Source organism: Variovorax sp. IB41 (assembly GCF_016405905.1).
Taxonomy (GTDB): domain Bacteria; phylum Pseudomonadota; class Gammaproteobacteria; order Burkholderiales; family Burkholderiaceae_C; genus Variovorax.
On the sequence record NZ_JAEFCB010000004.1, the window covers coordinates 126,545 to 147,705 of the forward strand.

Sequence of the window (21,161 nt, forward strand, 5' to 3'; positions counted from 1 at the left end):
GCCATGGCCCAGTTCTTCATCGACCGCCCCATCTTCGCGTGGGTGCTCTCCATCGTCATCATGCTCGCCGGGCTGATGGCGATCCGCACGCTGCCGCTGGAGCAGTACCCCGACATCGCGCCGCCGCGCGTGTCGATCAACGCGACCTACACCGGCGCCTCGGCCAAGACGGTGGAAGACTCGGTCACCCAGGTCATCGAGCAGCAGATGAAGGGGCTGGACAACCTGCTCTACATGCAGTCGACCAGCAACTCTTCGGGCGTGGCGCGCCTGTCGCTCACCTTCAACGCGGGCACCAACATCGACGTGGCCCAGATGCAGGTGCAGAACAAGCTGCAGCAGGCCATGTCGCGCCTGCCCCAGCAGGTGCAAAGCCGCGGCGTCACGGTCACCAAGGGCGGCAACGACTTCCTGCTGATCGTCTCGATGTACTCGGGCGACGGCAGCGCCTCGGCCGTGGATGTGGGCGACTACATCAGCAGCAACCTGGTGGACGTGATCAGCCGCATCGACGGCGTGGGCGAGGTGCAGACGCTGGGCACCGGCTACGCGATGCGCCTGTGGCTGGACCCCGACAAGCTGCGCAAGTACGCGCTCATGCCCTCGGACGTGGGCAACGCCATCACCGCGCAGAACGCGCAGGTCTCGGCCGGCCAGCTGGGCGCACTGCCGGCAGGCGCGCAGCAGCAGCTCAACGCCACCATCACCGCGCGCAGCAAGCTGCAGACGGTCGAGCAGTTCGAGAACGTGGTGCTGCGCGCGACGCCCGACGGCGCCGTGGTGCGGCTGCGCGACGTGGCGCGCGTGGAGCTCGGTGCCGAGAACCTCACGGTGCGCTCGCAACTGGGCGGGCGCCCCGGCGCGGGCCTGGGCGTGGTGCTGGCCGATGGCGCCAACGCGGTCCAGGTGGCCGAGGCGGTGAAGGCCAAGGTGGCCGAGCTGCAGCCGCTCTTTCCCAACCAGCTGCAGACCTTCGTGAGCTACGACACCACGCCCTTCGTGAGCGCATCGATCGACGAGGTGGTCAAGGCGCTGGCCGAGGCCATGGTGCTGGTCGTGCTGGTGATGTACATCTTCCTGCAGAACTTCCGCGCGACGCTGATCCCGGCCATTGCGGTGCCCGTGGTGCTGCTGGGCAGCTTCGGCGTGCTCTCCGTTGCCGGCTACTCGATCAACACGCTCACCATGTTCGGCATGGTGCTGGCCATCGGCTTGCTGGTGGACGACGCCATCGTGGTGGTGGAGAACGTCGAGCGCGTGATGCATGAAGAGGGCCTCTCGCCCAAGGAGGCCACGCGCAAGTCGATGGCCGAGATCACGCCCGCGCTGGTGGGCATCGCGCTGGTGCTGTCGGCGGTGTTCATCCCGATGGCCTTCTTCGGCGGCTCGACCGGCGTGATCTACCGGCAGTTCTCGATCACCATCGTCTCGGCGATGGCACTGTCGGTGTTCGTGGCGCTCACGCTCACGCCGGCGCTGTGCGCGACGCTTTTGAAGCCCATGGCCAAGGGCCAGCACGCGGTGGCTCGACGCGGCGTGCTGGGCGCGGTCGACCGCTTCTTCGCGGGCTTCAACCGCAACTTCGACAAGGGCGCCGACCGCTACCAGGGCGTGGTGGGCGGCATCGTGCGGCGCGGCAAGCGCAGCATCGTGGTGTACCTGCTGATCGCGGCGGCGATGGCGGTGCTGTTCATGCGGCTGCCCACCTCCTTCCTCCCCGACGAGGACCAGGCCTTCCTGCAGGTGCAGGTGACCCTGCCGCCGGGCGCCTCCGACGCGCGGCTGCAGCCGGTGGTCACGCAGATGCAGGACTACTTCACCAAGCAGCCCGAGGTGGTGAGCGTGAACGTCATCACCGGGCAGAACGGCGACCAGAGCTCGGCGCGCGCCTTCGTCAAGCTCAAGGACTGGGCCGAGCGCGAAGGCGACGGGCAATCGGCCGCCGCGCTCGCGCGCCGCGCCAACAAGGACCTCTCCACCATCCGCGACGCGCGCGTGTTCGTGCTGCTGCCGCCGGCGGTGCGCGGGCTGGGCGCCAACGCGGGCTTCAACTTCCACCTGAAGGACATCAATGGCCTGGGCCACGACGCGCTGGTGAAGGCGCGCGACCAGGCCATCGACCTGCTCTCCAAGCGCTCCGACGTGGTCGTGAACGTGCGCAGCAACAACCTGGACGACACGCCGCAGTTCGCGGTGGACATCGACGATGCGCGCGCCGGCGCCGCGAGCCTGGCCACGGCCGACATCGACAGCACGCTCTCCAGCGCGATGGGCGGCACCTACATCAACGACTTCCTGGACAACGGGCGCGTCAAGCGCGTGTACATGCAGGGCGACACCGCCTTTCGCATGCTGCCCGCCGACATCGACCGCTGGAGCGTGCGCAACGGCCTGGGCCAGATGGTCTCGTTCCCCGCGTTCTCGAGCACGCGCTGGACGTATGGATCGCCGCAGCTGCAGCGCTACAACGGCAGCCCGAGCTATGAGTTCGTGGGCGATGCCGCGCCCGGCGTGAGCTCGGGCGATGCGATGGCCGCAGTGGACGAAGTGATGAAGCAGATGCCGCCCGGCATCGGCTACGAATGGACCGGCGCGTCGTTCCAGGAGCGGCTCTCGGGCGCGCAGGCGCCTGTGCTCTATGCGATCTCGATCCTCTTCGTGTTCCTGTGCCTGGCCGCGCTCTACGAGAGCTGGTCGGTGCCGTTCTCGGTGATCCTGGTGGTGCCGCTGGGCATCGTGGGGGCGCTGCTGTTCACCAGCTTCCGGGGCCTGAGCAACGACGTGTATTTCCAGGTGGGCCTCCTCACGACGGTGGGGCTCTCGTCGAAGAACGCGATCCTGATCGTGGAGTTCGCCAAGCAATTGCAGGAGCAGGGCAAGGGCGTGATCGAGGCGACGCTGGAAGCGGTGCGCCTGCGGCTGCGGCCCATCCTCATGACCTCGCTGGCCTTCGGCTTCGGCGTGCTGCCGCTGGCCATCGGCACCGGCGCGGGCGCGGGCGGCCGCCAGTCGATCGGCACCGCGGTGCTCGGCGGCATGGTGGTGGGCACCGCGCTCGGCATCTTCTTCGTGCCGCTGTTCTTCGCGTTGATCCGCGGGTGGCTGGAGGGCAGGCGCAAGCCGGCCAAGGGCGAAGCGACGGACGCATTGCCGGCACCCATCGCAGAACAGGGAGGCCACTGATGCGGCGCACATCCCTCTCCCGCTTTCCGCTGCGGACGCTCGCCTGCGCGGCCGTGGCTTCGGCCGTGCTCTCGGGGTGCATCAACCTCGCGCCCGCGTATGAAGCACCCTCCCTTCCGGTGCCGCAGTCGCTGCCCTCCACAGGTGTCACCGCAGCCACACCGCTCGACGTCAGCTGGCGCGATTTCTTCGTCGACAAGCAGCTGCAGGGCGTGATCGAACTCGCGCTCGCCAACAACCGCGACCTGCGCGTGGCGGCGCTCAACATCGAGCGCACACGCGCCCAGTACGGCATCGCGCGCGCGGGCCTGTACCCGACCATCGACGCCGGCGCGGGCGGCAGCCGCTCGCGCACGCCGGGCAGCCTCTCGACCAGCGGCGAGGCGCGCATTTCCTCGCAGTACAGCGCCGACCTGGGCCTGACGGCCTACGAGCTCGACCTGTTCGGCCGCGTGCGCAACCTCGGCGAATCGGCGCTGCAGAGCTACTTCGAGACCGAGGAAACCCGGCGCAGCACGCAGATCAGCCTGGTGGCGTCCGTCGCCACGGCCTGGCTGCAGCTGGCCGCGGACGAGCAGCGCCTGGCGCTCGCGCGCAGCACGCTGGAGAGCCAGCGCAAGTCCTTCGACCTGATCCAGCGCAGCCATGCGCTCGGTTCGCAGTCGGGCCTGGCGCTCGCGCAATCGCAAAGCACCGTCGAAGCCGCGCGCGCCGATGCGGCCGCGTTCGACAGTCTCGTGGAACAGGACCGCAACGCGCTCGCGCTGCTGGTCGGCACCACGCCGCCAGCCGAGTTGCTGCCGACCACCGCGACCACCGAAGCCGCGCAGCTGCTCGTGCCCCCGGCCGGCCTCTCGTCGAACGTGCTGCAGCAGCGCCCCGACGTGCGCGCCGCCGAGCACGCGCTGCGCGCGAGCAACGCCGACATCGGCGCGGCGCGCGCGGCCTTCTTCCCGCGCATCGCGCTCACGGCTTCGGCGGGCACGGCGAGCAGCACGCTGTCGGGCCTGTTCGCGAGCGGCAGCAAGGCGTGGAGCTTTGCGCCTTCGGTGAGCGTGCCGATCTTCGACGGCGGCGCGAACCGCTCGAACCTGAAGGTGGCCGAAGCGCAGCAGAAGATCCAGCTCGCGACCTACGAGAAGACCGTGCAGACGGCCTTCCGCGAAGTGGCCGATGCGCTGGCCGAGCGCCGCACGCTGGCCGAGCGGCTCGATGCGCAGCGCTCGCTGCTGGGCGCGACCTCGCGCAGCTTCGAGCTGTCGCAGTCGCTGTTCAGGAGCGGCGCGACGAGCTTCCTCGATGTGCTGGATGCGCAGCGCGCCCATTACGCGGCGCAGCAGACGCTGATCGGCCTGCAGCTCACCGAGCAGACCAACCGGCTCACGATCTACAGGACGCTGGGCGGCGGCTGGAGCGAGGGCGCGGACAGGAACGGGTAGTTCGATCGGGCAAGCGGCTCCTCGAAATTCCGAAATTCGAGGAGCCGCGGCGGTTTGCAGTGGACATCGCCGGATTCATTCGTATACGATATCCCGCCAAACCAAGGATCCTCCGCATGCTGCCCTGGCTCGTCGAACCGCCCCCGGACCAGCTCTCGGCCGTGCGCGACACCCCGCTCGCCAAGCTGGTGCGCGACGACATGCTGGCCATGATCCTGCGCGGCGAACTGCGGCCCGGCCAGCGCATCAACGAGCCCGACGTGGCCCTGCGGCTCGGCGTTTCGCGGGTGCCGGTGCGCGAAGCCCTGCGCGAACTCGAGAGCACCGGCCTGGTCGTCGCACGCAAGCACGCCGGCGTCTTCGTGCGCGAGCCCACCGCCGACGAGGTGCATGACCTCTACGAGATGCGGGGCCTGCTCGACGGCTTTGCCGGCCGCCGCGCGGCGCGGCTCGAGGAGCCCGCGCGCATCGCGCTGGCCGACCGGCTCGACGCTTCCATCACCGCGATGAACGCCGCCTTCGACGCGCACGACGTGCAGCGCTACTACCGAGAGAACCTCGCCTTCCACTGGGCCATCGTCGAGGCGGCGGGCAACCACGCGCTGGCCGCGACCTACCGCACGGTGGTGCAGAAGCTGCACCTGTCGCGCCTGAAGAATTTGTCGCAGGACATGGGCATGCGCGCCTCGATCGCCGAGCACACGCGCATCGCCCGGGCCCTGCGCAAGGGCGACATCGCGCGCTGCGAAGACCTGATGGCGCGCCACGTGAGCGACGCCTACGACCGCCTGCAGAGCTGCCGCCGCTGAACGCGCGGCCCGGCCGCCCTGGCTCGAACAACCACCAGGAGACAAGTCCATGAAACGCCGCGCCTTCACCCTCGCCATTCCCACGTCCGCCTTCCTCGGGCTGCACCGCTCCGCGCGTGCGGAGGACTTTCCGGCCAAGCCCATCCGCTACATCGTGCCGGTCGCGGCCGGCGGCGGCAGCGACATGGTGGGCCGCACCGTCACCGAGCGCTGGGGCAAGCTGCTGAACCAGACCTTCATCGTCGACAACCAGGGCGGCGGGGGCGGCGTGATCGCCTCACAGAACACCGCGCGCGCGCCGGCGGACGGCTACACGCTGATGCAGGGCTACGTCGCCACGCACGGCACCAGCCCCGCGACGCGCCAGGTGCCCTACGACCCGGTGAAGGACTTCACCCCGATCGGCATGATCGGCGGCACGCCCAACGTGCTGGTCATCAACGCCGACCTGCCCGCCAAGGACTTCAAGCAATTCCTCGACTACGCCAAGGCCCAGGCCGGCAAGCTGAGCTACGGCTCGGCGGGTGCCGGCTCGCTCACGCACCTGACGATGGAGCTCTTCAAGCAGCAGACGGGCCTGCAGATGACGCACGTGCCCTACCGCGGAGTCGCCCCTGCCTTCACCGACCTCATGGGCGGGCAGACGCAGGCCATGTTCCCGGGCCTGGCCGCCGCGATGCCGCACATCAAGTCGGGCCGCGCGCGGCCGTTGGCGGTGACCGGCAAGGCGCGCCATCCGCAGATCAAGGACGTGCCCACGCTCGAGGAGCTGGGCCTTGCGGGCTTCGACGCGATGCAGTGGTACGGCGTGGTCGGCCCGGCCCACATGCCGGCCGCCGTCGTCAAGCAACTCAACGACACGCTCAACACGGTGCTCAAGGCGCCGGACCTGAGCGAGAAGCTCGCGGTCGAGGCCGTCGAGCCGATGCCCATGAGCGCGCAGCAGTTCGGCGACTACATCCGCGCCGACCTCGCGCGATGGACCCAACTCGCGCGCGATCGCAAGATCGAACTCACGACCTGAATCGCGTCATCCGTTTTTTTTCCTTCGCTATCCACCAGAGACTTTCAAACCCATGGCCCGCAACACTCAGGTCGCCGCAGACCACAACGCCCCGCCCATCACCCGCATCCTTGCCGAGTACGTCGCAGGCCACGCCTCGCGCGGCTGGAGCGAGGCGGTGGACCACGAGGCGCACCGCACCTTTCTCAACTGGCTGGGCTGCGCCGTCGGCGCCGCCAAGCACGAAGCCGTGGAGGCCGCGCTGGCCGCCGTGCAGGTGCTGCAGCCCGCGCCGCAGGCCACCGTGCTCGGGCGCGCCGAGAAGGTCGACATCGCGAACGCGGCGCTGCTCAACGGCATCACCTCGCACACCTTCGATTTCGACGACACGCACCTGAAGACCATCATCCACCCCGCCGGCCCCGTGGCCTCGGCCGTGCTGGCGCTGGCCGAGCACACCGGCGCGAGCGGCCGCGCGGTGCTCGATGCGCTGGTGCTGGGCATCGACGTGGCGTGTCGCCTGGGCAACACGGTCTACCCCGAGCACTACGACCGCGGCTGGCACATCACCGGCACCACGGGCATGTTCGGCGCGGCCGCGGGCTGCGCGCGACTGCTCGGGCTGGACGCGGACCGCACGGCGATGGCGCTGGGCATCGCCGCGTCGCAGCCGGTGGGCCTGCGAGAACAGTTCGGCACCATGACCAAGCCCTTCCACCCGGGCGGCGCGGCGCGCGCGGGCCTCATGGCCGCGCTGATGGCGCAGCACGGCTACACCGCGAGCCCCAGGGCGATCGAGGCGCCGCGCGGCTGGGCACAGGTGGTGTCGACGAAGTACGCATGGAACGAAGTGACCGACGCGCTCGGCGAGCGTTTCGAGATCTCGTTCAACAGCTACAAGCCCTTCGCCTGCGGCATCGTGATCCACCCGAGCATCGACGCCTGCGTGCAGCTGCGCGAGCGCGGCATCGCGGCCGAACAGATCGAGCGCATCGAGCTCAAGGTGCATTCGCTGGTGCTCGAACTCACGGGCAAGAAGGAGCCGGCCGATGGCCTGAGCGCCAAGTTCAGCGTGTACCACGGGTGCGCGGCGGGCCTCTTGTTCGGACGCGCGGCCGAAGAGGAATTTGCCGACGACATCGTGAACCGCCCCGATGTGGTCGCGTTGCGCCGCAAGGTCGTGGCCACCGTGGACGACAGCATCGACGAGGCCAGCGCCGACGTGACCGCGGTGCTGACCGACGGCCGGCGCGAGCACGTGTTCATCGAGCACGCGATCGGTTCGCTGCAGCGTCCGATGACCGATGCGGACCTGGAGCGGAAATTCCACGGGCTGTCGGATGGCGTCCTCGGCGCGCAGCGCACGAGCGAGTTGCTCGCGGCTTGCTGGTCGCTGGGCACGGCGGCCGATGTGCGCGGCCTCGCGGCGCTGGCGCGCCCCTGAAAGGAAAGAACCCATGACGCAACCCAACCGCTTCCACACCATCGATCGCCGCGCTTTCTGCGCCGCGGGCGGACTTCTGCTGGCGGGCTGCGCCGGCACCACGGGCAGCTCGCAATCGGCCGCGGCGGCGGAACTCGGCGGCACCGGCAAGCTGCGCGCTGCCATCAACTTCGGCAACCCGATCCTGGCCAATCGCGGCGCGGGCGGGGCGCCCAGCGGCGTGTCGGTGGACCTCGCGCGCGAGGCGGCGCGCCGGCTGGGCCTGGCGATCGAACTCGTGCAGTTCAACTCCGCCGGCAATGTGGTCGAAGCCGTCAAGGCGCGCCAGGTCGACATGGCCTTCGTCGCGATCGACCCGGTGCGCGCGGCGGACATGGAATACACGGCGCCCTACGTGGTCATCGAAGGCGCCTACCTCGTGCGCAACGCTTCGCCGCTGCAGCGCAATGCGGACGTCGACCGTGCCGGCACCCGCGTGGTGGTCGGCAAGGGCAGCGCCTATGACCTCTTCCTCACGCGCGAGCTGAAGGCCGCCACGCTGGTGCGCGCGCCGACCTCGCCCGAGGTCACGAACCAGTTCCTCGCGCAGAACCTGGACGTGGCGGCCGGCGTGAAGCAGCAGCTCGAAGCGGATGCCAAGCGCGTGGGCGGCGTGCGCCTCTTGCCGGGGCGCTTCATGGTGATCGAGCAGGCGATGGGCGTGCCCAAGGGCCGGCTGGCCGCGCAGGCGTGGCTCAGCGGTTTCATCGAGGAAATGAAGGCCTCGGGCTTCGTCGCCGATGCGCTGAAGCGGCACGGCATCGAGGGCGCCGCGGTGGCGCCCCGCAGGACCGGAAGTTAAGCGGCCGCCTCCGGCGCCGGCCGCAGCAGCCAGCGCACTTCCTGCGTCTGCTCGCTGTCGGGGTAGCGCGACTCCAGCGTGGTGAGGATGGGCTTGGCCATGTCGGCGCGCCCCAGGCCCTGCACCAGCGCGCGGGCCGCGAGTTCGTAGGCCTGCGGGATCGCCTCGTTGCCACGGAAGCGGCGGTCGAAGCCCGAGAGCAGCGCGAGCGTCGCGTGCGCATCGCCATTGCGCCATTCGGCCCGCGCCATCGCGATCACCATGGCCGCATCGTCGAGCGCGAAAGCCTTGTCCTTCTCGCGGCACAGCTTGAACACCTTGAGCGCTTCGGACGAGAGGTCACGCCGCATCAAAAGCGGAATGAAGCGCCTGGCCTGGTCGAGCATCGTGCTCTGCTTGTCCGGCATCATCGCGAGCACCCGGTGGTAGCGGCGCTGCGCGGCCAGGTCGTCGATCGCGGCGGTGCGCTGCGCCTCGTAGGCGATGCCCAGCGCGGCGGGCAGGTCGCCTTCGGTGATGAACTGCGCCACCTCGGCGTCGATGCGCTGCGCGGCGATCTGCGCGGGCGTGCGGCGGTCTACCGGCATGCCCTCGCCCGTGCCGGCGCCGGGCACCACGTCGATGCCGAAGGCGTCATGGTGCTGGTACATCACGTAGCCCAGCAGGCTCGCCATCACCCAGCCGAAGTAGATGAACGCGAAGTTGACGATCGGCAGGATGATGCGGCCGTCGAACATCGGCAGCACCATCGAGATGGCGATCTGCGCGCCCGTGCTCAGCAGGAAAAGGAAGAAGCACAGGAGCGCATACGGCCAGCCAATGGTGCGGATCGCATCCATCACGTGGCCCGGGTTCATCGCCTGGAAGAAGCTGGACGACTGCACCAGCACGATCACCGCGGCAGGGAAGGTGAAGGACATGACGAACAGCGCCACCGTGCCCAGCACCGGCTCGTACCAGGTGAGCCAGGCGATCAGCACGCCCTGCACCAGCGAGATCGCGAAGAGCTTCCAGGGCAGGTAGGTCCAGTCGTCGCTCGATTCGCGCGCGAAGTCGGCCGACTGCCAGATGCCGCGCGCGCCGAGCGCGGTGATCTTGAAGCCGTAGCGGCTCGCCGCCAGCATGATGCCGATCTCGATGATGACGAACGCCAGCGCATCGGGCAGGAAGAAGATCGCCTCGAAGAGCAGGCTGCAGAACGACAGCACGAGCCCGTAGGCCAGCGGCCGCAGCTGGAACGGAAACGCGAAGAAGCTGTTCAGGCGATGCCAGAACGGTGGCGGCGGCGGCAGCGAATCCTGGTCGATCATGGCTGCCCCTATTTGCGGAAGAACTCGCTCTGGCTCATCGCGCCGCGGCCGCCCACGCGCACCACGGTGGCCTCCTCGGCGTGCACCAGGCGCACCTGGCCGAGTTCGCGCTCCAGGCGCTGGGTGAAGCTGGTCTTGAACTGCAGGATCGACTCGCCCATCTTGAGCACGTTGGTGCCCTGCACGGTGGCGCTCTTGCGGTCGGGCGTGAGCTCGACGCTGTCGATGTGGTAGTCGTACTCGATGGCCATGATGCTGCCGACCTGGTCGCTCACCGCGCGCAGCTTCTCGAAGGTGCGGTGCTGGGACTCGCAGGCCTCGTCGCGGTTGTGGGTGGTTTCCACCGTCTTGCCCATCATCGTGGTCTTGCTCTCGATGACGGCCTTGCGGCTCAACTGCTTGCAGAGCTTGTCGGCGTCGTTGGCGGAAATGGCGCGCGCTTCCTTCTGGTAGTAGTCGCGCACCATCGGCTCGTCGAGCTTGCGGCCGCCGATAAAGAAGTACCACGCGCCCACGCAGAGCACGATGACGATCGCTAGTTGCTTCATTCCCGCCTCCCCGCGCGAACGCGGCCCCGCTCCGATTTTGCGGGGCAGTATACGTTAACGAATGTTTCTATAAATCGGATCGGCGGCCCTGTTGTTTGAATCCGGCAGCCCCGCGGGGCCGTATCTTGTCCATGCCCGCCGATGCCCGACAATCCGCCGATGACAGCACCCAGCCCCGACGCCGAACTGATGGCGCTGATCGATCGGATCGGCCATCGCGACGAAGCCGCCCTGCGCCAGCTCTACGACCGCACCGCCCCCAAGCTCATGGGGCTGGCGATGCGCGTGGTCCGGCAACGCGAATGGGCCGAGGATGTATTGCAGGAGGCGTTTCTCACGGTCTGGCGGGTGGCCGGCGACTACCGCGCCTCGCTGAGCCCGCCGCTGGCCTGGCTGGGGCTGATCGTGCGCAGCCGCGCGCTCGACCTCCTGCGCCGCCGCACCGCCGATCGCGCCCAGCTCACGCAGGAGTTCGACGAGCTGATGGCCGACACCCTCGAATCCGATGCCCCCAACCCCGCCGACACGGCCGATGCGAGCGAACAGGCCTGGGCGCTGCACCAGTGCCTGAGCCAGCTCGAAGGCAAGCAGCGCGAGGTGGTGAGCCTGGCCTACCTGCGCGAGATGAGCCATGGCGAACTGGCCGAGCAGCTCAAGCTGCCGCTGGGCACGGTCAAGACCTGGATCCGGCGCGGTCTCGAGAAATTGCGCGTCTGCATGGGACGCTTTGCGTGACGGTGAAGAAAGTAGCTCCCTCATGAACCTCACCGCCCACCCCGAACTGCTCGAACTGCTGGCCGCGAGCCACGCGCTCGGCACCCTGCGCGGCGGCGCCCGCCGCCGCTTCGAAACCATCGCGCGCGAACAGGCGCCGGTGCGCGCCGCGGCGCTGGTCTGGCAGGGCCGGCTCGCGAGCATGACCGAGCTGCAGAGCCCGATCGTTCCCGACGCCGCCGTCTGGACCCGCATCCGCAACATCATCGACGCCGAGAAGGCGCAGCACGCCCTGGAGCGGCAGCGCGACGACGCCAACGCCCGCGATGCCGCGAGGCCACAGGGCGGGTGGCTCAGCAGCCTCGCGCTCTGGCGCGGCGCCACGGCAGCCGGCGCGCTGGCGACCGTGCTGGCGGTGGTGGTCGGCCTGAACCTGCGCGACCAACTGGTGAATGCGCCGGCCGTGCAGTACGTGGCCGTGCTGTCCGACGACCAGGCCGCCGCCTCGCTGCTGGTGACCTTCGATCCCCGCAAGAAGCAGCTCGTGCTGCAGCGCGTGGGCAGCTACAGCGAAGGCACCGACAAGTCGCTGCAGCTGTGGGCCCTGCCGCCCGGCGGCGCGCCGCGTTCGCTCGGCGTGCTCGACAACGCGCCGGCGCTGCGGCTGGCTGCGTCAGAATCCGATGTGCACCAGGTGCCGACCCTGGCCGTTACCCTGGAAGCCAAGGGCGGCGTGCCACCGGGCAGCGGCCCGAAGGGCCCGATCGTCTTCAAGGGCGCCCTGATCGAAAAAACCATCTGACCTGATTTCTGCCTTTCCGATGCCTTCGATGAAATCCGCGCTGGCCGCGGTCGCGCTGCTCATGGCGGCGCTCGCCTCCCACGCCCAGACCGCCTCGGCCGCCTTCCCCTACGAGGCGGACGGCGCCACCGCCGCGGACGCCTCCTCCGACTACCTGGCCGCCAAGGCACGCTGGCACAACGAGCTCGCGGCCTTCGCGCGCGCCGACCAGGAGCGCCTGCCGCCCCCGGGCGGCGTGGTGTTCGTGGGCAGTTCCACCGTGCGCATGTGGACGCGCCTGTCGCAAGACTTCGCCCGCGTGCCCGGCGGCGTCGTCAACCGCGGCTTCGGCGGCTCCACGCTGGCCGACTGCAGCCTCTTCGCCCGCGAGCTGGTGGTGCGCTACAAGCCCCGGCAGGTGATGGTGTACGCCGGCGACAACGACCTGGCCGAAGGCCGCACGCCGCTGCAGGTGCTCGAGAGCTTCGCGCGCTTTGCCAACGCGGTGCGCGCCGAGTTGCCGGACGCGCGCATCAGCTTCATCTCGGTCAAGCCCAGCCCCTCGCGCGAGCAGCTGATGCCGCAGATCCGCGAGACCAACCACGTGGTCTCGGCCTACCTCAACCTGCTGCCCAACAGCGAATTCATCGACATCTACACGCCGATGCTCGGCGCCGACGGCCGGCCGCGGATGGAGCTGTTTCGCGGGGACAGGCTGCACATGACGGACGAGGGGTACCGGCTGTGGCAGTCGGTGATCGCGTCGCACCTGCCGGGCGCCGCCGTGCCGGCCGCAGCCGCCCTGCCATGATCGCCGCCGGACCGCGGGCGGACACACGCCCTCGCTAGACTCGCGCCGGGCTTGCGCGGGCATCCATCCTGCGCAATCGATAAAAACATCGCCGCCTGGCGCGGCAAGAAAGAGCCTCGATGGTCATGAAATTCTTCGCGGCGATCCTGCTGTCGCTGCTCGTGTCGGCCTGCGCGACGCAGCCCGAAGCCACCAACCCGCCGCCTTCCGCAGCGGCCGGAAAGACGGTGGATGCCGGCGCGCCGCTGGTGCAGCAGGCCGGCGCGCTCATCGCCGCGAAAAAGCCCGCCCAGGCCCTGCCGGTGGCCGACCAGGCCATTGCTTACTACGAGCGCACATACCGCAAGAGCGCGACGCTCGTGTACTCCGCACGCTGGCCGACCGAGAGCATGCTCTACGTGGTGGAGGGGCTCAATGCGAAGGCGGACTCGCGGGTGTACGGCATCGAATGGGGCTTTGCCTATTTCCTGAAGGGCTTCGCGCTGGTCGACCTGCATCGCTTTCCCGAGGCACGGGCCGCGTTCGACGAGGCGATCAAGCTCTCCCCGCGCAACTCGAAATACCTCTCCGAGCGCGCGGAAGTCGATATCGCCGAGCGCAACTGGCGGCCGGCGCTGGAGATGTTCCAGAAGGCCCTGGAGGCGGCAGAACTCTCCCCGCCCGAGGTCAAGACAGCGGAGACCACGCGCGCGCTGCGCGGCATGGCGTTCGCCCAGATCGAACTGGGCAACCTCGATGCGGCCAAGGCGCTGCACGAGCGCGTGCTCCAGCTGGAGCCGGGAAACGAGAAATCGCTGAACGAGTTGCGCTACATCCAGCAGCAGAAGGCGCGCAAGAAGTAGAAGTGCAGCAGGGCCTCGGCGGCGCCCCGCTCAGGCCGGCGCCGGGCTCGAAGGCACATCGTCCGCCGGCGGCGGCACATCGGCCCCGCGCGTGAACCGGGCCACCACGTACATCCCCGCGAACACCGCCAGCAGCAGGAGGCCGTCGCCCCACCACGGCCGCGCGGTCTGGCTGTCGCCGTAGAAGGCCAGCACCAGCAGCACCGCCACCAGGTGCGCGCAGAACACCGGCAGCGACGCCGAGCCCATCGCCTCGAGCCAGTGCAGCCGCGGAATCCGGCGCATCAGCCAGGGACCGAAGCGCACCGCCAGGATGCCCAGCGCCACGAGGTTCACCAGGCGCAGCGGGCCGAGCTGCCATTTGTCGAACAGCAGGTTCAGCTCCACGTCGCCGCCGAACGGCGCCTGGCCGTTGATGCCGGTGTGGCGCCAGTAGATGCCGTAGAGCGCGATGCCCGCCGCCAGCGCGAGCAGCCACCACGGAAAGCGCAGCGGCCGCGCCTGCGGTCCGCTGCGGGTGGCGCCGATGCACAGGCCCGCGAACCACAGGAACTGCCAGGCATAGGTGTTGAAGGCGCCCATCTCGTGGAACGGCACCGGCACGTGCAGGTAGTGCACCGCCAGTCCGTAGATCCATTCGCTGATGCCGAACTGCGCCGCCGCCCACACGGCGACGCTGGCCACCATCACCAGCGTCCAGCCGTGGCGCATGGCGAAGGCCAGCACCCAGGGGCTCATGAGCATGAAGAAGATGTACATCGGCAGGATGTCCAGCAGCGCCGGCTCGTAGATGAGCAGCAGCCCGAACAGGAAGCCGTCGCGCGGCTCCGCCAGGTAGTACGACACCAGGTTCTTCACCGCCGGCTGGTCGATGTGCAGCCCGAGCGCGGCGATCACGGTGAAGAGGAACAGAAGGATCGCCGCCTGGCACAGGTAGACCTTGACCACCCGGCGCCAGAACGCGATGCGCATCGAGTCCACCCCGCGCGCATAGCCGATGCGGCTGTAGACCAGCCCCGCCACGAAGGCCGACAGCAGCACGAAGCCCTCGGCCGCCGAGACGAAGCCGAAAGGCTGGCCCAGCGGGTCGGTCAGGCGGGTGGGCAGGTGGGTGACGGTCATCAGCACGAGCATCAGCCCGCGCAAGGCGTCTATTTCCCAGTAGCGTTTCATCGGTCGGCGGCGAGGTCTTGGTGGCGGTCCGCGCGGCGCACGCACGACGGGGGTGGATTGTAAGAAGGCTGATGTAAACCGCGCCTGACCGGGGGCGCAGGTGCGAACGACATATGACCGTTGGCACTGCCGTTCTGAAGCACAAATCGGCTACGCTGCGCGCTGCCCCAAGGAGGAGATTCCGTGACCCGTTTCGTTCCCTCAGTGCTCCTGGCCGCGAGCGCGCTGCTCGCCGCGCCGAGCTTTGCCCTGCAGATCACCAGCTTGACGCCCCAGGGCGAAGTGTCGCGCGTACGCCAGATCGTCGCCAAGTTCGACCAGGCGGCCGTCAATTTCGGCGACCCCAAGGCACCCGCCCCGCTTTCGGTCAGCTGCACCGACGCGCAGGCCGGCAAGGGCACCGGCCGCTGGACCGACGCCAAGGCCTGGGTCTACGACTTCGAGAACGACCTGCCGCCCGGCGTGCGCTGCACTGTCACCCGCATTCCCACCTTCAAGCCCAGCGCGGGCGGCGAGCTGACCGGCCCGGAGCGCTACCAATTCAATAGCGGCGGCCCGTTCGTGCGCAACTTCATGCCGGGCACCTATGCCCGCATCGACGAGCAGCAGATGTTCGTGCTCGAGCTCAACGGCGCGGCCACCCTGGAGAGCGTGCGCCAGAACGTGTGGTGCGCGGCCGACGGCGTGGGCGAGCGCATTCCGGTCAAGCTGCTCGAAGGCGAGCAGCGCACGGGTCTCCTGAAGGCCTTCAGCCGCGACAAGGCGGCCGAGAAGGAACCGCTGCGCTTCATCACGATGCAGTGCAACCGCACGCTCACGCCGGGCACCAAGGTGCAGGTGGTCTACGGCAAGGGCGTGGCCACGCCCTCGGGCGTTGCCAACAACGTGGAGCGCCGGCTGGACTACCAGGTGCGCGAACCGTTCGCCGTGTCCTTCACCTGCGAGCGCGAGAACGCGCAGGCCGCGTGCCTGCCGCTGCGCCCGATGCAGCTGACCTTCAATGCGCCGGTCACGCGCAAGCTGGCCTCGCAGATCGAACTCAAGGGAGACGGCAAGGCGACCAAGGCCCAGATCGCCAACGAAGGCGGCACGCCGAGCGACGACGATGTGGTCAACGGCGTGTACTTCGGCCCGCCGCTGGCCGAGAGCGCGCAGTACAGCATCGAGCTGCCCGCCAAGTTCGAGGACGCCTCGGGCCGCCCGCTGGCCACGCCATCGAGCTTTCCGCTGAAGGTCGCGACCGGCGCGATGCCGCCGCTGGCCAAGTTCGCCGCCTCGCCCTTCGGCGTGATCGAGCGCCTGGCCGAGCCCGACACCCCGGCCATGATGCCGGTCACCGTGCGCCGCGTGGAGCCGCAGCTGATGGTGCAGGCGCTCACACCCGGCAAGGTGAGCGACATGAACCCCAAGACCGACGCTGAAATCATCGCGTGGTACCGCAAGGTGCGCCGCTATGACAACAGCTACGCGGTCAACCGCGACGTCGCGCGCAAGGACGTGAAGGGCGCGCTGCCCCCCGTCATCGACAAGGACGACCGCACCACCGTGCAGACGCGCATGCTGTCGCTGCTGGCCGGCCAGCCGGGCGTGAAGGCGCTGGACATGCCCAAGTCCGAGGCGGGCGACCCACGCCCGTTCGAGGTCATCGGCATCCCGCTCACGCCGGGCTTCCACGTGCTGGAGATCGCCTCGCAGAAACTGGGCGAGGCGCTGCTCGACGAGCGCTACCCCGCCGGCCGCACGATGTACGTGCGCACCACCGCGCTGGCCACCAACCTGGCGGTGCACTTCAAGCTGGGCCGCGAGAACTCGATGGCCTGGGTCACCACGCTGGACAAGGGCAAGGTCGTCGCGGGCGCCGAGGTGCGCGTCTCCAGTTGCGACGGCAAGGCCGTGGCCACCGGCACCACCGACGCCAACGGCATCGTCACGCTGCAGGGCGTGTCGCCGCAGGCGCCCAGCTGCAACGGCCCGAACGAATACGACAGCGGCGCCTGGTTCGTGAGCGCCCGCGCCAAGGACGACAAGGGCGTGGAAGACCTCGCCTTCACCTTCAGCGACTGGCAGCGCGGCATCGAGCCCTGGCGCTTCAACGTGCCCACCAACCTGCAGCCCGAGCCCGACCGCATCGCCCACACCATCTTCGACCGCACGCTCCTGCGCGCTGGCGAAACGGTGTCGATGAAGAGCCTGATCCGCACGCAGACCAGCAAGGGCTTTGGCCTCCCGGAGAGCCGGCCCGACACGCTGGTCATCACCCACACCGGAAGCGGCCAGCGCTTCACGCAGCCGCTGGCCTGGCGCAAGACCGCCACCGGGGGCCTGAGCGCCGAGAACACCTTCCCCATTCCGCCGGCCGCCAAGCTCGGCGTGTACGAGGTGATGCTGCGCAGCGGCGGCGGCAAGGACGCCAACGGCGACAGCGAAGAAGGCGAAGGTGACGAAGGCGGCGGTGGCAGCCGCAGCTTCAGCACCGGCACGTTCCGCGTCGAGGAGTTCCGCCTCCCCGTGCTCGAAGGCCGCATCGCGCCCACCGAGAAGAAGCCGCTGGTGGCCGCCACGAGCGTGCCCACCGACGTGCAGATCAACTACGTGGCCGGCGGCGGCGCGGCCAACCTGCCGGTGCGCGTGTCGGCCATGGTGCGCGGCAAAGCCCTGAGTTTTTCCGACTACGACGCCTTCAGCTTCAACCCGCCGCGCGCCGAACAGGGCGAAGGCGCGCAGGCCGCATCCGCGGCCGACACCGCGGGCGCCGACGAAGACATCAACAGCGCCAGCGACACCCGCGTGATCGCCGACAAGCTCGCGCTCACGCTCAACAAGGACGGCGCCGGCAAGGTCACCATCGACAAGGTGCCCAAGGTCAAGGCGGCGCGCGAACTGCTGCTCGAGGCGACGTATGCCGACCCGAACGGCGAGGTGCAGACCATCCGCAGCACGCAGACGCTGTGGCCCGCGTCGGTCATCGCCGGCATCAAGACCGAGGGCTGGGTCTCCACCAGCCAGAAGCTCAAGTTCCAGGCGCTCGCGCTCGACCTCACGGGCAAGCCCCAGGCCGGCGTGACGCTCAATGTGCGCGCCGTGGCGCGCATCACCACCACCAGCCGCAAACGCATGGTGGGCGGCTTCTACACCTACGACAACAAGACCGAGACGAAAGACATCGGCACCGTCTGCAGCGGCAAGAGCGATGCGCGCGGGCTGCTCCTGTGCGAATCGGAATTGAAGGAAGCCGGCGAAGTCGAACTCATCGCCAGCGCCACCGACGGCGAGGGCCGCGATGCCAAGGCCGTGAGCTCCGTCTACGTGACCAAGCAGGGCGAGCTCTGGTTCGGCGGCGAGGACAACGACCGCATCGACGTGCTGCCCGAGAAGAAGAGCTACCAGCCCGGCGAGGTCGCCAAGTTCCAGGTGAGGAGCCCCTTCCGCTTCGCGACCGCGCTGGTCTCGGTGGAGCGCGAGGGCATCATCGAAACCCACGTCGTGCAACTGGACGGCAAGGACCCGACGGTCACGCTGCAGGTCAAGCCCGAATGGGGACCGAACGCGTACATCAGCGTGCTGGCTCTCCGCGGGCGGCTGCGCGAAGTGCCGTGGTACAGCTTCTTCACCTGGGGCTTCAAGGCGCCGCGCGAGTGGTGGACGGCCTTCTGGTACGAGGGCAAGGAATACGTCGCGCCCACCGCGATGGTCGACCTGAGCAAGCCCGCCTACCGCCTGGGCATGGCCGAGATCCGCGTGGGCACGCGCGCCCACCAGCTGGACGTGACCGTCACGAGCGACAAGCCCAGCTACCCGATCCGCAGCAAGGCGCAGGTCACCATCACCGCCAAGCTGCCCGACGGCAAGCCGGCCGCCAGCGCCGAAGTGGCGCTGGCCGCGGTCGACCAGGCCCTGCTGGAGCTGATGCCCAACGACAGCTGGAACCTCCTGAACGCGATGCTCCAGCGCCGCAGCTGGGGCGTGAGCACCTCCACCGCGCAGATGGAAATCGTCGGCCGGCGCCACTACGGGCGCAAGGCCGTGCCCGCGGGCGGCGGCGGCGGCAAGGGCCAGACGCGCGAACTGCTCGACACCCTGCTCCTGTGGAACCCGAAGGTGGTGCTCGACGCCAACGGCCAGGCCGTGGTGACGGTGCCGCTGAACGACGCGCTCACCACCTTCAAGATCGTGGCCGTGGCCGATTCGGGCACGAGCCTCTTCGGCACCGGCCAGGCCAGCATCCAGGCCACGCAGGACCTGCAGATCATCAGCGGCCTGCCGCCGCTGGTGCGCGAGGACGACCAGTTCCGCGCCCAGATCACGCTGCGCAACACCACGCAGAAACCGATGAAGGTCGAGGCCACGCCGCGCGCCACGCTGCTCACGCTGGAGACGCAGACCGTGGACATCCCGGCCGGCGAAGCGCGTGAAGTCGCATGGACCGTGACCGCGCCCGCGCAGCTCGCGCAGACGCGCGCCGAAGCGATCCTGTGGGAGATCGAGGCGAAGGACACCCTCGGCGGCGCTCGCGACGCACTCAAGGTGCGCCAGCGCATCGTGCCCTCGGTGCCGCTCACGGTGCAGCAGGCCACGCTGGTGCAGGTCGACGGCCCCTTCACGCTCGACGTGGCACCGCCCGCCGACGCCCTCCCCGGCCGCGGGGGCCTGAAGCTCTCGCTGCAGCCCAAGCTCGCCGAGGGCCTGCCGGGCGTGCGCGACTGGTTCGCGAACTACCCCTTCATCTGCCTCGAACAGAAGACCAGCAAATCGGTGGGCCTGCGCGACGCGAAGATGTGGCAGGGCGTGCTCGCGACGCTGCCGACGTACCTGGACAGCGACGGCCTGGCCAACTACTTCCCGCCGCGCGACGGCGAGGCCAACCGCGGCAGCGACATCCTTACTTCGTATCTGCTGGCAGCGACGAACGAGGCCGCGCAACTGAACCCCGCCTTCGCGCTGGCCGACGACGTGCGCGCGCCGATGGAATCGGGCCTGATCGCCTTCGTCGAAGGCCGCATCACGCGCGAGTTCTGGAGCCCGCGCAAGGACCTGGATGTGCGCAAGCTCGCCGCGCTCGAGGCGCTCTCGCGCTACGGCAAGGCCAAGGGAAGCATGGTCGGCAGCATCACCATCGCGCCGAACCAGTGGCCCACCAGCGCGGTGATCGACTGGCTCAATATCCTGAAGCGCGTGAACGACGTGCCGCAGCGCCAGCAGCGCCTGGACGAGGCCAACAACGTGCTGAAGGCGCGCCTGTCGTACCAGGGCACCAAGCTCATCTTCAGCACCGAGCAGGACGACTACTGGTGGTGGCTCATGACCAACGGCGACGTCAACACCGCGCGCCTGTTGCTCAGCGTGATGGACGACCCGGCCTGGAAGGACGACATCGGCAAGCTGGCCAACGGCTTCATCGGCCGCCAGCAGAACGGCGCCTGGCACACCACCACCGCCAACTTGTGGGGCGGGCTCGCGCTGGAGAAATTCAGCAAGGTGTTCGAGAGCACGCCGGTGGCCGGCGTCACCGCCGCCACGCTCGGCGCGGTGAAGGCGCAGGTCGACTGGAGCCGCGTCGAGCGCGTGAAGACCAGCGATGCGGCCGGCGCACCGAACCAGACCACCATGTTCGGCGCGCCCGCATCGCCGGGCAACCTGAAGAACAACACGATGTTCCTGCCGTGGGCCACGGCCGCGAACTCGCCTTCGGGCGCTCCCGTGCGAGACACCCTGCTGGTGACGCAGCAAGGCACCGGCAAGCCGTGGCTCACGCTGCAGTCGCTGGCCGCCGTGCAGCTGAAGGCGCCGTTCGCCGCCGGCTACGCGATCAAGAAGACCATCACCCCGGTCGAGCAGGCCACCGCGGGCAAGTACACCCGCGGCGACGTGCTGCGCGTGAGCATCGAGGTGAACGCCAGCGCCGACATGACCTGGGTGGTGATCAGCGATCCGATCCCGGGCGGCGCGACCATCCTGGGCGGAGGCCTGGGCCGCGACTCGCAGATCGCCACGCAGGGCGAGAAGAAGTCGGGCGCCGGCTGGCCGGCCTTCGAGGAACGCAGCTTCGAGGCCTTCCGCAGCTACTACGAGTACCTGCCCAAGGGCGTGGTGAAGATGGAATACACCGTGCGCCTGAACAACGTCGGCGACTTCGCGCTGCCCCCGAGCCGCGTCGAGGCGATGTACGCGCCCGAGATGTTCGGCGAGGCGCCGAATGCGCGGGTGAAGGTGGAGGCGGCGAAGTAACGACGCAGTGAGACGTGGTGCAAGGCGGGCCGTCATCC

At 69.1% G+C, this 21,161-nt stretch carries 14 protein-coding genes; 11 read left to right on the plus strand and 3 right to left on the minus strand.

Annotated features, from left to right (window positions below; translation table 11 throughout):
* The first annotated feature begins 3 nt into the window (after positions 1-3).
* The 6 genes from JC881_RS10855 to JC881_RS10880 all read left to right on the plus strand — a co-directional run bounded on the left by JC881_RS10855 (position 4) and on the right by JC881_RS10880 (position 8,719).
* Positions 4-3,183, plus strand: coding sequence for an efflux RND transporter permease subunit (locus JC881_RS10855; protein WP_198785725.1), 3,180 nt, complete (start codon positions 4-6; stop codon positions 3,181-3,183).
* Positions 3,183-4,622: an efflux transporter outer membrane subunit gene (locus JC881_RS10860; RefSeq protein ID WP_198785726.1), complete on the plus strand. Its 1,440-nt coding sequence runs from the start codon at positions 3,183-3,185 to the stop codon at positions 4,620-4,622. Before JC881_RS10855 ends, JC881_RS10860 begins: the two co-directional genes overlap by 1 nt.
* A 116-nt stretch (positions 4,623-4,738) precedes the next feature.
* Positions 4,739-5,431 carry a GntR family transcriptional regulator gene (locus JC881_RS10865; RefSeq protein WP_198785727.1) on the plus strand — a complete coding sequence of 231 codons (693 nt, stop codon included), beginning with the start codon at positions 4,739-4,741 and terminating at the stop codon, positions 5,429-5,431.
* Between the two features lie 49 nt (positions 5,432-5,480).
* On the plus strand, positions 5,481-6,455 hold the full coding sequence (locus tag JC881_RS10870; RefSeq protein ID WP_198785728.1) for a Bug family tripartite tricarboxylate transporter substrate binding protein: 975 nt from the start codon (positions 5,481-5,483) through the stop codon (positions 6,453-6,455).
* A gap of 52 nt (positions 6,456-6,507) precedes the next feature.
* Positions 6,508-7,878 carry an MmgE/PrpD family protein gene (locus JC881_RS10875; protein WP_198785729.1) on the plus strand — a complete coding sequence of 457 codons (1,371 nt, stop codon included), beginning with the start codon at positions 6,508-6,510 and terminating at the stop codon, positions 7,876-7,878.
* A gap of 13 nt (positions 7,879-7,891) precedes the next feature.
* Entirely contained in the window at positions 7,892-8,719 is an 828-nt protein-coding gene (locus JC881_RS10880; RefSeq protein ID WP_198785730.1) for an ABC transporter substrate-binding protein, read from the plus strand.
* On the opposite strand, the gene JC881_RS10885 is transcribed toward JC881_RS10880, so the two are convergent.
* Both JC881_RS10885 and JC881_RS10890 read right to left on the minus strand, forming a co-directional pair.
* Complete coding sequence (locus JC881_RS10885; protein WP_198785731.1) at positions 8,716-10,029, minus strand: tetratricopeptide repeat protein; 1,314 nt, start codon at positions 10,027-10,029, stop codon at positions 8,716-8,718. The two genes, JC881_RS10880 and JC881_RS10885, sit on opposite strands and share 4 nt — an antisense overlap.
* Positions 10,030-10,037: 8 nt before the next feature.
* Positions 10,038-10,577, minus strand: coding sequence for a hypothetical protein (locus JC881_RS10890; RefSeq protein ID WP_198785732.1), 540 nt, complete (start codon positions 10,575-10,577; stop codon positions 10,038-10,040).
* Positions 10,578-10,736: 159 nt separating this feature from the next.
* Here JC881_RS10890 and JC881_RS10895 point away from each other — a divergent pair, with 159 nt between their 5' ends.
* The 4 genes from JC881_RS10895 to JC881_RS10910 all read left to right on the plus strand — a co-directional run bounded on the left by JC881_RS10895 (position 10,737) and on the right by JC881_RS10910 (position 13,725).
* A complete protein-coding gene (locus JC881_RS10895; protein ID WP_233101703.1) occupies positions 10,737-11,312 on the plus strand; it encodes an RNA polymerase sigma factor in 576 nt (191 codons plus the stop codon).
* Between the two features lie 22 nt (positions 11,313-11,334).
* The gene (locus JC881_RS10900) at positions 11,335-12,093 is read left to right on the plus strand and encodes an anti-sigma factor (RefSeq protein WP_198785734.1); all 759 of its coding nucleotides are present in this window, start codon (positions 11,335-11,337) and stop codon (positions 12,091-12,093) included.
* A 28-nt stretch (positions 12,094-12,121) separates the two neighbouring features.
* A complete protein-coding gene (locus JC881_RS10905; RefSeq protein ID WP_198785898.1) occupies positions 12,122-12,883 on the plus strand; it encodes an SGNH/GDSL hydrolase family protein in 762 nt (253 codons plus the stop codon).
* Positions 12,884-13,008: 125 nt separating this feature from the next.
* Positions 13,009-13,725, plus strand: a complete 717-nt coding sequence (locus JC881_RS10910) for a tetratricopeptide repeat protein (protein WP_198785735.1) — start codon at positions 13,009-13,011, stop codon at positions 13,723-13,725.
* A 30-nt stretch (positions 13,726-13,755) separates the two neighbouring features.
* Here the strand turns inward: JC881_RS10910 and opgC are convergent, their stop codons facing one another.
* Entirely contained in the window at positions 13,756-14,898 is a 1,143-nt protein-coding gene (gene opgC, locus JC881_RS10915) for an OpgC domain-containing protein (protein ID WP_198785736.1), read from the minus strand.
* A gap of 183 nt (positions 14,899-15,081) precedes the next feature.
* Here opgC and JC881_RS10920 point away from each other — a divergent pair, with 183 nt between their 5' ends.
* Positions 15,082-21,123 (plus strand): alpha-2-macroglobulin family protein, encoded by a 6,042-nt coding sequence (locus JC881_RS10920; RefSeq protein WP_198785737.1) that lies wholly within the window; start codon positions 15,082-15,084, stop codon positions 21,121-21,123.
* The last annotated feature ends 38 nt before the right edge of the window (positions 21,124-21,161 follow it).